General features: G+C 69.6%; 13 protein-coding genes. 4 read left to right on the plus strand and 9 right to left on the minus strand.

The features are described from left to right. Positions 1-49 precede the first annotated feature (49 nt). Positions 50-1201 (plus strand): glycogen synthase, encoded by a 1152-nt coding sequence (glgA, locus tag ACH413_RS22555; RefSeq protein ID WP_360037698.1) that lies wholly within the window; start codon positions 50-52, stop codon positions 1199-1201. 1329 nt (positions 1202-2530) lie between these two features. Here the strand turns inward: glgA and ACH413_RS22560 are convergent. Then, the gene (locus ACH413_RS22560; protein ID WP_360037700.1) at positions 2531-3775 is read right to left on the minus strand and encodes an MFS transporter; all 1245 of its coding nucleotides are present in this window, start codon (positions 3773-3775) and stop codon (positions 2531-2533) included. A gap of 52 nt (positions 3776-3827) precedes the next feature. Between ACH413_RS22560 and ACH413_RS22565 the strand changes: the two genes are divergently transcribed. Beyond that, positions 3828-4721, plus strand: coding sequence for a LysR family transcriptional regulator (locus tag ACH413_RS22565; protein WP_360037703.1), 894 nt, complete (start codon positions 3828-3830; stop codon positions 4719-4721). On the opposite strand, the gene ACH413_RS22570 is transcribed toward ACH413_RS22565, so the two are convergent. From ACH413_RS22570 to ACH413_RS22580, 3 genes are all read right to left on the minus strand, one after another. After that, positions 4703-6301 (minus strand): hypothetical protein, encoded by a 1599-nt coding sequence (locus tag ACH413_RS22570; protein ID WP_360037705.1) that lies wholly within the window; start codon positions 6299-6301, stop codon positions 4703-4705. The two genes, ACH413_RS22565 and ACH413_RS22570, sit on opposite strands and share 19 nt — an antisense overlap. A gap of 77 nt (positions 6302-6378) precedes the next feature. Beyond that, a complete protein-coding gene (locus ACH413_RS22575) occupies positions 6379-7845 on the minus strand; it encodes a leucyl aminopeptidase family protein (RefSeq protein ID WP_360037708.1) in 1467 nt (488 codons plus the stop codon). An 81-nt stretch (positions 7846-7926) separates the two neighbouring features. Beyond that, positions 7927-8094, minus strand: a complete 168-nt coding sequence (locus ACH413_RS22580; RefSeq protein WP_065914675.1) for a DUF3117 domain-containing protein — start codon at positions 8092-8094, stop codon at positions 7927-7929. 210 nt (positions 8095-8304) lie between these two features. Here ACH413_RS22580 and ACH413_RS22585 point away from each other — a divergent pair, with 210 nt between their 5' ends. Together ACH413_RS22585 and ACH413_RS22590 are read left to right on the plus strand one after the other, a co-directional pair. Then, positions 8305-9102, plus strand: coding sequence for a PaaX family transcriptional regulator C-terminal domain-containing protein (locus tag ACH413_RS22585; RefSeq protein WP_360037711.1), 798 nt, complete (start codon positions 8305-8307; stop codon positions 9100-9102). Between the two features lie 10 nt (positions 9103-9112). After that, a complete protein-coding gene (locus ACH413_RS22590) occupies positions 9113-9898 on the plus strand; it encodes an enoyl-CoA hydratase-related protein (protein ID WP_360037714.1) in 786 nt (261 codons plus the stop codon). Here the strand turns inward: ACH413_RS22590 and ACH413_RS22595 are convergent. The 5 genes from ACH413_RS22595 to ACH413_RS22615 are packed head-to-tail and all read right to left on the minus strand — an operon-like array spanning position 9885 to position 12147. Then, on the minus strand, positions 9885-10451 hold the full coding sequence (locus ACH413_RS22595; RefSeq protein WP_360037717.1) for a DNA-3-methyladenine glycosylase I: 567 nt from the start codon (positions 10449-10451) through the stop codon (positions 9885-9887). The genes ACH413_RS22590 and ACH413_RS22595 overlap by 14 nt on opposite strands. Beyond that, positions 10448-10849 (minus strand): SRPBCC family protein, encoded by a 402-nt coding sequence (locus ACH413_RS22600; protein WP_360037720.1) that lies wholly within the window; start codon positions 10847-10849, stop codon positions 10448-10450. The genes ACH413_RS22595 and ACH413_RS22600 overlap by 4 nt, the downstream gene beginning before the upstream one ends. Next, complete coding sequence (locus ACH413_RS22605) at positions 10839-11150, minus strand: DivIVA domain-containing protein (RefSeq protein WP_360037722.1); 312 nt, start codon at positions 11148-11150, stop codon at positions 10839-10841. Before ACH413_RS22605 ends, ACH413_RS22600 begins: the two co-directional genes overlap by 11 nt. After that, entirely contained in the window at positions 11147-11824 is a 678-nt protein-coding gene (locus tag ACH413_RS22610; protein WP_360037725.1) for a permease prefix domain 1-containing protein, read from the minus strand. Before ACH413_RS22610 ends, ACH413_RS22605 begins: the two co-directional genes overlap by 4 nt. Continuing rightward, positions 11809-12147 carry a helix-turn-helix transcriptional regulator gene (locus ACH413_RS22615; RefSeq protein WP_319980217.1) on the minus strand — a complete coding sequence of 113 codons (339 nt, stop codon included), beginning with the start codon at positions 12145-12147 and terminating at the stop codon, positions 11809-11811. The genes ACH413_RS22610 and ACH413_RS22615 overlap by 16 nt, the downstream gene beginning before the upstream one ends. Positions 12148-12270 lie beyond the last annotated feature (123 nt).

Below are 12270 nucleotides of genomic sequence, written 5' to 3' on the forward strand. Positions count from 1 at the left end.
CGCAAACCGGTTTGTCCCAACAGGGACGTCCGTGATCTACGGTGAGTGCGTGCGAGTTGCGCTGTTGACACGGGAGTATCCGCCGGAGGTTTACGGTGGGGCTGGTGTGCACGTGGGTTTCCTCGTGCCCCATCTTCGCGAACTCGTGGACGTCGACGTGCACTGCTTCGGTGCACCCCGATCGGACGCCACGGCCCACAACCCACCGCACAGCCTGGAGCAGGCGAACGCGGCTCTGACGACCCTCGCGGTCGATCTCGAGATGGCCGCCGCGGTGTCCGCGGCGAACCTCCTGCACTCGCACACCTGGTACGCCAACATGGGCGGTCACCTGGGCAAACTCCTGCACGGGATCCCGCACGTGGTGACGGCGCACTCGCTGGAACCGCGCCGGCCGTGGAAGGCCGAGCAGCTCGGCGGCGGGTACCGGATCTCCTCCTGGGCCGAGCGCACGGCGTACGAACACGCCGACGCGGTCATCGCTGTGAGCGAGGGCATGCGGATCGACGTGCTCGACGCCTACCCCTCGCTCGACCCGGCGAAGGTGCACGTCGTCCGCAACGGGATCGACAGCGTCGCGTATCACCCGGTCGAGGAGACGGACGCCCTGACGTCCCGTGGAATCGATCCCACGAAGCCGATCGTGGCGTTCGTGGGAAGGATCACTCGGCAGAAGGGCGTCGGCCACCTCGTCGCGGCCGCGCACCACATCGACCCGGAGGCGCAGATCGTGCTGTGCGCCGGGGCGCCGGACACGCCGGAGATCGCCGAGGAGACCCGGCAGGCGGTCAGCGAGCTCTCCCAGGCGCGGCCGGGGGTGTTCTGGATCCAGAAGATGCTGCAGCCCGCCGAGGTGCGGCAGATCCTGAGCCACGCGACGGTGTTCGCGTGCCCGTCGGTCTACGAACCGCTGGGCATCGTGAACCTGGAGGCGATGGCGTGCGGCACGGCGGTCGTCGCGAGCGACGTCGGCGGCATTCCCGAGGTCGTCGTGCACGGCGAAACGGGCCTTCTCGTCCACTACGACGAGAATGATTTGTCGACATATCGACAGCAGCTCGCCGAATCGATCAACGAACTCGTCACAGACCCCGCCCGCGCGAAGCGTTTCGGAGCCGCCGGGCGCACGCGGGCTGAGCAGGAGTTCTCCTGGTCCTCGATGGCAGAGCAGACGGTCGAGGTCTACCGCAGTGTGATTTGAGTCACACTCTACCGGGGCAACCCCGAAGAGTGAGCGCCGCCTTTAACCAGTAGTGACGTTGTGGTTTCAACTGGTGAGGGGCGCGAGAACTGTGCGTTGTGCGGTGCTGGGTCTGACGGTCCTCCTGGCAGTGACCGGATGTGCCACAGCTCCCGCCGCCCAGCCGGCCGCGGTGCAGCTCACGGTGGACGGCAAGAAGCTCGCCGAGGCCTCTGACCTGCAGGCGAACGCCGAGGCGCAGCTCGCCTACACGCTGGAGTACGGCTACGTGGCACGGGCGGGCGCTGCCGCGGTCAGCTGCTGGTTCGCGAAGACGGGCCTAGAGTCCGAGGTCGACAAGCGGCTGTGGTGCGGGCCGGTCCAGGTCCCCGGCACCGGTGCCGGCACCGACTGGGTGCCCGTGCCGCTCAAGGAAGTCACCAAGACGGATGACGAGGTCCGTTACGAGGTGCAGTCGCCTCAGGTGCCGGAGAAGGGCAACCGGAGCACGCCTTCCGGGAAGCTCGTGCGCACCGACGGCAAGGAGATCGACCCGTCCAAGCAGCAGGACATGACCGCCGGGCGCGACTTCCTGGCCGTGCTGCCCGACGACGGCAAGCGCAACAACGTCGACCTCGGCCTCGGCAACGCCGACATCAAGCTGCGCGACGACCTGCTCAGCACCTCCGTCACCGGCTGGGCGAACCCGGACATCTGGTTCACCGCCGAGGGCACGGTGCGCGCGGAGGCCGGGTCACGGCTGCGGGTGGTCAGGATGAAGGTCGAGAAGCTCAACGAGACCGACAGCGGCTTCCACCGCACCAACTGGCAGGGGTTCGCCCCGCAGCCGTCCGAGCTCGCGCTGGAGGTGCCGGGCAAGCGCCAGGTCCTCCCCGCCGACCGGCTGCCGGCCAACGGCTCGGTCTTCGTCGTCTACACCGTGCCCGACCCGCAGGCGGGCGCCGAGTCGCTCGTGCTCGGCACGCTCGGCGCCAAGTCGCTGGAGCAGCGCGCCGAGGTCCCGTCCGGCAAGCGCACCGACAACCCGCCGCACGTGCTGGAGCGCGCCGCCGCCCCCGCTCAGTTCAAGGACCAGACGCAGAAGATCCGCTTCGGCGACCGCGAGCTCGGCATGAAGGTCACCGGCGTCCGGCTCGGCCGGCAGCGCCCGGTCAAGCTCGGCGAGAGCCAGTACGACGTGGCCACGATCTCCGCGGCCGACAAGGCGTTGCTGGAGGTGCGGGTCGAGGCGACCGGCAACCTGCCCGACACCGCGGGCGGCCTCCTGACCAAGGACCTGATCACCGTGACGCTGCCGGACGGGTCGACCGCCCGGCAGGTCGGCGCCCGCTACGACGGCGGCCCGCTGCCGTTCGCGATCGTGGTCGAGGTCCCGGCGGACACCCGTTCGGTCTCGGTCGGCATGGTCGACGGAACGGTGGACCTGTCGCGCCTCGGCAAGACCACCATCGCGCCGGTCGACTCGCGCGTCACCCTCGCCCTGGAGTTCTGAGCCAGCATCGCGGCCAGCGCGAGCCAGCCGAGGATCACCAGGACCAGCCCTCCCCAGCCCCACTCCTCGTACGCGGTGGCGCCGGACGTGCCGCCGACGCTGCTGCCCACGTAGAACCCGGCCAGGTACAGCCCGGACGCGTGGCCGCGGGCGTGTTCGGGAGCCCGCGCGGCCACCCAGCCGCTCGCCGTGGTGTGCGACGCGAAGAACCCGGCGGTGACGATCGCCAGGCCGAGCGGCACCCACAGCAGGCTCGCCAGGGCACCGAGAGCCACCACGCCGATGCACAGCAGCAGCACCTTGCCGCGGCCGTACCGGTCGGCCAGCCTGCCCGCGAACGCCGCCGAGGTGCTGCCGAGCCCGTAGAAGAGGAAGACCAGCGTCTCCAGCCACGCAGGGCCCTGCAGCTGGAAGCCGGCGACGTTGTAGAACGAGATGAACGTCCCCACGAGCAGCACGGCGACGACGTACATCGACAGCAGCACGGGGTCCTTCAGCGCCGCCTTCATGCCCTTCGGCGCGCGCTTCGGCATCGCCTGGGCCTTGGGCAGGAAGAACACCACGATCAGGGCCGCGACCAGCCCGAACACCCCGGCGAGCAGCACGGAGCCGCGCCACCCCAACCAGTCGACGGTCATGCCGGTGACGAGCCGTCCCGACATGCCGCCCAGGCTGTTCCCGGCGATCATCGCGCCCATCGCGGCGCCGAGCTTCTTCTTGTCCAGCGCGTCCGCCAGGTAGGCCATGGACGCCGCGGGCACCCCGGCCGCCGCGATGCCCTGCAGCACCCGCAGCCCCAGGAACAACTCGTAGTTCGGTGCGAACGGCAGCACGAGGCCGAGCAACGCCGCCGCGAGCACGCTGACCACGATCACCGGACGCCGCCCGAGGCGTTCGGACAGCATCGCGATCGGCACGACCACCACGGCCAGCGCGATCGTGGCCGCCGACAGCGCGAGCGACGCGCTGCCCGGCCCCAGCCCGTACTCGGCGGCGATCTGCGGCATGACCGGCTGCGGGGTGTACAGCAGCGCGAAGCACGCGAACCCCGATGCGGCGATGGCCGCGGTCAACCTGTTCACACGATTGACGCTAAGCCATACGTCCAATACGGAAATGCGCCAGAATCGATCCGTGGATGAATTGGAGCTGGCACCGAAGCTGGCGGTGCTGAAAGCGCTTGCCGCCGACGAGCACGTGACTCGTGTCGCAGAACGCGTCGGGCTCCCCCAGCCCACCGTCAGCCGCTGGCTCGCCGAGCTGGGTGAGCAGCTCGGCGCGCCGATCATCACGAAGACCGGCCGGCGGGTCCGCCTCACGCGGGCGGGCCGGCTGCTGGCCGAGGCCGCGACCCGATCGCTGGCCGCGCTGGAACCGGGCCTGCGCGAGGTGGAGGAGGAGCTCGATCCGGAGAAGGGCCGCGTCGTGCTGGGCTTCCTGCACATGCTCGGCCGGTCCGTGGTGCCGGAACTGGTCCGCGGGTTCCGCGACGAGCACCCGCACGTGCGCTTCGGCCTGATCCAGAACGCCCGCTACACCGTGGTCGACAAGCTGCTCCAGGGCGAGATCGACCTCGCGCTGGTCGCCCCACCGCCGGACGAGCCGGAGGTGGAGTCGGCGGTGATCTTCGAGCAGGAGCTGATCGTCGTCGCCCCGGTCTCGCACCGGCTGGCCGCACGCGAGGTCGTCCGGCTCTCCGACCTCGTGGACGAGGACCTCATCCTGCTGGAGCACGGCTACGGCCTGAGGCAGATCACCGACGACATGTTCGCGAAAGCCGGCCTCACCCCTCGCGTCGCGTTCGAGAGCCAGGAGATCGAGACCGTGCGCGGCCTGGTGGCGGCCGGGCTCGGCGTCGCGATCCTCACGCACGCCGAGTCCACACCGCCGCCAGGCCTTCGCGAGCTACCGCTGACGCCGCGGTCGGCGCGCGTGTTCGGGCTGGCCTGGCTGAAGGACCACCCGTTGCCGCCCGCCGTCCGCGCCTTCCGCGAACACGCGCTCAGGACTCACGGCGTCCAGCGCTGAGTGCCCGACCACGTCCGCAGGTACGACTCCGCGCCCCCGAGCATGTCCTGGACCAGCTGGTCGCCGCCGAGCTGACGAACCTTCTCGACCCAGTCCGGCAGCAGACCGATGTGCGCGCCGCCGTCGACGTTGATGTCCCAGACCCGCTCACCGGTGCGCTGCCGGTCGACCAGCGGGCCGTCCGGGTAGCTGCGGAACGGGTAGGTCACGCCGGTCTGCGGTGCCGGGTGCGAGCCCACGCCGTTGTAGTCGGAGCCGAACCCGATGCCCACGTCGTACTTGCGCCGCAACGGTTCCGCGGCGGCCGCCTGGGAGACGTACCCCTCGGGGCTGTTCTCGTAGCCCGCCACGAACCCGCCGAGCTGGTAGACCTTCTCGGTCCACTGCGCGTCCATCCAGCTGTGGCTGGAGACGATGCCGGGGAACTTCGCCTGCGCCGCGAGCTCCAGCGTGCGGCCGGCGGCCTTCACGCTCATGTGGTCGACCTCGATCATCATGTGCCGCTTCATCATGGCCTGCACCGCGTACTCGCCCAACGACGTCAGGCCGCGCACGTTGCACCGCTTCGCCGGGTCGTACGCGGGCGCGACGACCGAAGCCGGGATCAGCGCGTTCGGGCCGACGGTGCCGATCGGGTTGTCCTGCTGCGGGCCCTTGCACACCTCGGTCTGCCACCACTGGCCGGTGCGCAGGAACTGGCCCGCGTTGATCACCCCGCCCTGCGTGCCCGAGTCGAACCGGACGCCGCACAGCGCGTTGTCGAACTTGTGGCACAGGAACGCGCTGCGCACGCCGAGCGCGTACATCTCGTCGAGGCCGCGGTCGATGTCGCCCTTGTTGCACAACGGGATGTCGAGGAACGTCCGGCAGCCGAAGAGCTCAGAGGTCTCGATGCCGAGCACCACGGCGAGCTTGCCCTGCGCGACCACGTCACGGGCCTGCTCGGCCGACGTGACGATGCGGAACCAGCCCTTGCCCGCGCCGCCGAACTGCTTGTCGACGAACGCCTGCAGCTCGTAGGTGCGCTGGGCCTGCAGCCGGACCGACTGCATCTCGTCGCACGGCTTGTCCTTGAACGGGTGGATGACGCACAGCGTGGCGTTGCTCGTCAGGTCCTGGACCAGCACGCGCTGGCCGCCGCGCCACGCCCGTTCCAGCCAGGCGTAGTAGTTCTGCTGGTGCGAGACCGTCGTGGAGGAAGGCCAGTCCTTGAACGTCGGCCAGCCCACCGGGTCGTGGCCGTCGAAGTCGCCCGTCACGATCGCCTCGAAGATCGCACCGAGGCCCGCCGGGTGGTGCTCGGGGCAGTCCTTCAGCGCGTCCGCGATGCCCTGCTCCGAGAACGACTTGCCGCAGATCAGCCGGCCGCCGAAGCCCTCGTTGGTCATGAGGTGGTTGTGCGCGTCGACGAGCCCGCGCACCCTGCCCTGGCCGTCCGTGCCCTTGAAGGGCTCGCCGGTCACGTTGATCTGCGAGTCCACCGCGGGACGCGCCACCGGTTCCCACCACGGCGTCGCGGCCGTTGCGGGGGATGTGGCTGCTAGAACCAGCGAGACGGCGAGTGCCAGGCGGAGTAACACGAGCGCTCCTCTACGACGTTGTGAAGGAGCTCACATCATGCCGTGGAACGTCGCCGTCTCGTATGGCCGATCGTAGGTTAACGCGAATATTTTTCAGCCAGCTCGACCAGCGTCCGCGCACCGAAGCCCGTGGCTCCCGCGACGACCTCGTCGTAGACCTTCTCCGACCGTGCGGGACCCGCGATGTCGAGGTGCGCCCACGGCACGTCGCCCGCGAACTTCTGCAGGAACAACGCCGCCGTGATGCCACCCGGTCCGGGCGGGCACTGCTTGTAGTCCGCGATCTCGCTGGCGACGGCACCGACGTGCTCCTCCAGCAACGGCATCCGCCACCACTTCTCGCCGACGTTCGCGCCCACGGCGATCACCTCGGCCGCGAGCTCGTCGGACGCGCTGAACACCGCGCCCGTGCGCAGGCCGAGCGAGACCTTCATCGCGCCGGTCAGCGTCGCCACGTCCACGACGAGGTCGGGCTTCAGGTTCTTCACCGCGTACGCCATCGCGTCGGCCAGGACCATGCGGCCCTCGGCGTCGGTGTTCTGCACCTCGGTGGTCGCGCCGCCGTAGTGGCGCACGACGTCGCCGGGCCGGTAGGCGGAGCCGCTCACGTGGTTCTCCGCGCACGGCACGAGGCCGGTGACCCTGATCGGCAGCCGCCGGCGAGCCACGGTCAGCAGCGCGGAGATCACGGCGCCGCCACCCGCCATGTCGGTGCGCATGAGGTGCATGCCGTCCGCGGGCTTCACCGAGATGCCGCCCGTGTCGAACGTGATGCCCTTGCCGATGAACACCAGGTGCGGGCCGGTGGTGCCGTACGTCAGCTCCAGGAACCGCGGCGGGCGGGCAGATCCGCCACCGACCGCGAGCACACCGCCGAAGCCCTGCTGTGCCAGCCACTTCTCGTCTCGGACGGTGGCGCTCAGCCCGTCGACCTTGTCCGCCAGCTTGGCGGCGGTCGTGGCGAGCCAGCGCGGGTCCTTGACGTTGGACGGGGTGTTGGCGAGATCACGTGCCAGCGAGGTCGCGGTGGCGAGCGCGTGGGCCTTCAACGCGGCCGACGTGAGCACCTCCTCGAACCCGTCGTCGGGCGTGATCAGCCGCAACGAGCCGACGCGCTTCGGACCGTCCTCGCCGGTGACCTTGAAGCGGTAGCCGCCGAGCGCGGCGCCCAGCACGAACGCGCGCACCTTCTCGGCGTCGAAGTCCGGGGTCAGCAGGACGTCGGCCGTCTTGGGCGCGTCCTCACCGCTCAGCGCACGCACGAGGCTGGCCCCGGCCGTGCGGTAGTCGGCGAGCGTCCCGGTGCCGACACCGAGGGTCCAGGCCTCGTCGTGCCGCACCGCCTCGCCGGCCTTGCCGGTCAGGTCGGAGACGTCGATGCCGTCGCCGCCCGGTCCCAGCGCCGGACCGGTGGCCGCGAGCACGACCGCCGGAACGTTGCGGCGCGTCGAGGTGGCCACCTCGACGTCCACGAGCTTGGTTGGCACTGACGGCACCGTCGACGCCACGACTGGACCTCCCCTGTTGCATTGACGACCGCTCATTCTCCCCCAGGGCGAGAACGAAGCGATGCCCCGGTCTCCACTGTGGAAACCGGGGCTTCACGTGCTTCTCACCGGGAGGCCTCAGCCGGCGGCGGCCTTCAGCGCGTCGCCCAAGGCGCTGGCCTCGTCCGCCGACATCTCGACGACGAGGCGCCCACCACCCTCGAGCGGCACGCGCATGACGATGCCGCGTCCCTCCTTGGTGACCTCGAGGGGACCGTCGCCGGTCCGGGGCTTCATGGCCGCCATCGCGTGCTCCCTCCGTCAACATCTTCCCCGTCCGGCCAGGGCCGGATCTGCTCCATTCTCCCCTATGGCGACTCAGGGGCGAAACCGAACCGATCTTTTGGCGAGTCCGGGTGATATTTGTCGATCTTGACTTGTGCCTGATCAACACCTGTTTTCACGACAAGACAACACTTTCGGCACACCAGGTCGTGTCGTGACAGGATGGGCCGGGTGCGAGCCCGTTCCGCGCTCTTCGACGTCTACGGCGGCCACCTTCGCGAACGCGGTGGCGCCGCCACCATCGCCGCGCTCGTCCGGCTGCTCGAGCCCCTGGGTTTCGCCGCGCCGGCCGTCCGCACGGCCGTGTCCCGCACGGTCCGGCAGGGCTGGTTGCAGCCGTCCAGGCTGCCGGACGGGCCCGGATATGCGATGACACCTCGCGGGGAACGGCGCCTTGACGAGGCCGCCGCCCGCATCTACCGCACCGGGCCGTCCACGTGGGACGGTCGCTGGCACGTGGTGGTGCTGGAGGAGATCCCCGGCCGCGACTCGCGCGATCACCTGGCCTCGGAACTGCAACTGCTCGGCTACGGCGCGCTCGGTCCTGTGACGTGGATCGCTCCCCGGCCGTCCCCGGAGCTGGCCGACGTGCTGGCCGCCGGAGAAGTTCCCGCACGAACTTTTCACGGTTCACACGACGGTGGGGACGCCGAGCTCGCCGCGAAGGCCTGGGACCTGGCCGAGCTGGGCCGCGACTACGCCGGGTTCGTCGCGCACTGGCACGAGAAGGTGTCCGTTGTGGACGAAACGGACGACGCGGCGGCGTTCGCGGCGTCACAGCAGCTGCTGCACGCGTGGCGGAAGTTCCTGTTCCGCGATCCCGGTCTTCCTGCTGAACTGTTGCCACCGGACTGGCCGGGCCACGCGGCAGCGTCGTTCTTCGACGAACAGACACTGCGGCTGGCACCGGGCACGAGTCGGTTCGTCGACGAGTGCCTGCGACCGGTCCGCAACGTTTCCACAGCTTGATGGAGGTCCAGTGTCCGAGCTCCTCGTCGACGACGCCGATGGTGTGCGCACGTTCACGTTCAACCGCCCCGAGTCGTTCAACGCCTTCACCGTCACGCTGAAGGAGGCGTTCCTCGCCGCGCTGAAGGAAGCGTCGGCGGACGAGTCGGTGCGCGCGGTGGTGATCACGGGTGCGGGCAGGGCGTTCTGCGCGGGTCAGGACCTCAAGGAGCACATCGGCCTGCTGCAGGCCGGTGATCCGGCGCCGCTCAACACCGTGGAGAAGCACTACAACCCGATCGTGCGCGAGCTGATCGGCATGCCGAAGCCGGTGATCGCCGCGGTCAACGGCAGCGCGGCGGGCGCGGGCGCGTCCTTCGCCTACGCCGCCGATCTGCGCATCGCGGGCAAGTCCGCGAAGTTCCTGATGGCGTTCGCGAACGTCGGCCTGACCGCGGACTCCGGCGCGTCCTACACGCTGCCGCGGCTGATCGGCCACGGCCGCGCGATGGAGATGATGCTGCTCGCGCAGCCCGTCGGCGCCGAGGAGGCGTTGCGGGTCGGCATGGTCAACCAGGTCGTGCCGGACGAGGAACTGCTGTCCACCGCGCACCTGCTGGCCGCGAAGCTCGCCAAGGGCCCGACGACGGCTTACGCGAAGATCAAGGAAGCGCTGGCCGCGGCGGCGGACGGGACCCTGGAGGACGCGCTCGAGGCCGAGCGCCGCACCCAGGCCGACTGCGGCGCGACCGAGGATCACCGCGAGGCGGTCGACGCCTTCGTGACCAAGCGGGCGCCGAAGTTCATCGGGAAGTAGTGCGCCGGTTCGCCTTCTTGGCCCGGAAGCACGTCGAGATGTGGTCGTCGACCATGCCGGTCGCCTGCATCAGCGCGTAGCACGTGGTGGGGCCGAGGAACTTGAAGCCGCGCTTCTTCAGTTCCTTGGCCATCGCCTTGGACTCGTCCGTGATCGCCGGGACGTCCGAGATCGTCTTCGGCCGCCTGTGGCGAGCGGGCGCGAACGACCACAGCAGCGCGTCCAGGTCGACGTCCTCCGAGACGATCACGCGGGCGTTGTGGATCGCAGCCTCGATCTTCAGCCGGTTCCGGACGATGCCCGCGTCGGCCATCAGCCGTTCCACGTCGGCGGGCCCGAACTTCGCCACCAGCTGCGGGTCGAAGTCACCGAACGCCGCGCGGAACGCCGGCCGCTTGCGCAGGATCGTGATCCACGACAGTCCGGATTGGAACGCCTCCAACGACATCCGCTCGTAGAGCTCGTTGGTGCCGTGCAGCTCCACGCCCCACTCGGTGTCGTGGTACTCGACGTAGTCCGGGGTCGAGTCGCCCCAGGGACAACGCGTGATCACCGGTACTCCTCCGCGAAACGGGCGAACCGCCGCAACGAACGACGCAGCATCAGCACGAAGAGCGGCTTCACCAACGGGTAGAAGAACGGCACGTCGAGGCTTTCCGACCACACGAAACGGCTGCCGCGCACGGCGAACACGCCGGTTCCGCGCACGACGCGGCCGAGATGGAGGACCTCGACGGCGTGCGGCGGGTCCCAGCGCGTGATCCGCATGCGGTCGCTGACGCCGAACGTCACGGCGTCGATCTCGCTGCCGACGGACTTCCCGTCACCGGCGACGACCTTGACGGTGGTGCCGAAGATCCACTCCGACTGGCGCTCCCAGTCGGACATGGCCCGGAAGATCGTGTCCGGCGGCGCCGCCACCTCGACGGTCAGCTCAAGATCAGTGCTCACTGCTCTCCAGGTTCTCGGCGTCCTCGAGCTCCGCGACGCGCGCCCGCAGCGTCTCGACCTCCGTCGAGAGCCGCTGCAACGCCCAGTCGACCTCGGACATCTTGTAGCCGCGGAAGACCTGCTGGAACTTCAGCTCGCGGACGTCCTCCGCGGTGATGTCGCCGGAGGGCAGCCGCGTGGGCGACGCACCGGGCGGCAGCGGCGCGAGCTCCTCGCCGCGCCCGAACACCAACGCCGCGAGCAGGAACACCACTGCCGCGACGGCGATCATCACGATCAGGTAGATCAGGGCGTTGGTCACGCGACGATCGTGGCACAGCTCAGGCAGCGGCGAGCGAGCAGACCGAGACGAATGATCACGATCCAGGTGATCAGGCTCGCGATGCTCATCGGCAACGACTGCAGCAGCCGGGACGCGTCGAAGTGCGCGGTCGCCAGGATGATCGAGACGTTGCCCAGCAGCACGGCGCCGACGGCGGCGAGCGCGATGGTCGCGCCCAGTTTGGCCAGCAGCTTCGTGTCGTACCTGCGGGCGAGGACACGGCCGAGGATCAACGCCACGAGCGCTACGCCGGACGCGATGCCGCTGGTCAGGTCGTTGGCCTTGGCGACCCACAGGTACCAGGCCGGCGGCATCGCGCCGAAGTCCTGCCACGGCCCGATGAGCAGCAATCGCCCGTACTCCCACGCCATGTGCATCAACGGCAGCACGATCGCGAGCCAGATGAGCGTGCGCGTGCCGTACGCGACGGCCAGCTCGGCCTGGTACTCGTTCGCGATCTCGCGGACGGGGCCGAACTCCTCGACGGCGCGCTTCTGCGCCTCGTTCTCGGTCAGCCCGCGGTCCAGATGTGCCTCGGTCGCGTCGGCGAGGCTGTCGCGGGTCTCGGTGAGCAGTTCGCGGACCTGTTTCCGCGAGCCTTGCAACCGCGACCCGAGATCGGTCACGTAGCGCTCGATCACGTCTGTGCCCATTTGCCGTCACCTCCCAGCACCCCGTCGATGACCGTCGTGAACTCGCGCCACGCGGTGCGTTCGGCGTTCAGGGCGCGCTTCCCCGCCTGGGTGAGCTTGTAGGTCCTGCGCTTGCGTCCGCCGACCGTGCTCCAGTCGCTGACGACGTGGCCTGCCCGCTCCAGCCTGCGCAGCGCCGGGTAGACCGTGCCCGTCGGGAGGTCCAGCGCCCCTCCGCTGCCCTGCTGCAACGCCTCGATGATCGCGTAGCCGTGCAGCTGCCTGTCGTCGAGCGTCGCCAGCAGCAACGCGTCGAGGTGGCCGCGGAGCGCGTCGGGCTTCATGGGTAGCGAGTCTACTGATCCAGCCCTGCGGGCGGTCCCTGAAATCTCCGCTCAGGGTCAGCCCTGAGATCCCCCTGAAATGCTCGTTCGCGCCTTCATAAGTAGCGGACCTACACATAGCGT

The organism is Lentzea sp. NPDC020367 (genome assembly GCF_044387305.1).
Classification (GTDB): domain Bacteria; phylum Actinomycetota; class Actinomycetes; order Mycobacteriales; family Pseudonocardiaceae; genus Lentzea.

Bases quoted from the DNA above. Each gene is read 5' to 3' on its own strand.
- ACH413_RS22575 (WP_360037708.1), bottom strand. From the start codon at position 7,845: ATGAGCGGTCGTCAATGCAACAGGGGAGGTCCAGTCGTGGCGTCGACG.
- ACH413_RS22580 (WP_065914675.1), bottom strand. From the start codon at position 8,094: ATGGCGGCCATGAAGCCCCGGACCGGCGACGGTCCCCTCGAGGTCACC.
- ACH413_RS22610 (WP_360037725.1), bottom strand. From the start codon at position 11,824: ATGGGCACAGACGTGATCGAGCGCTACGTGACCGATCTCGGGTCGCGG.
- ACH413_RS22615 (WP_319980217.1), bottom strand. From the start codon at position 12,147: ATGAAGCCCGACGCGCTCCGCGGCCACCTCGACGCGTTGCTGCTGGCG.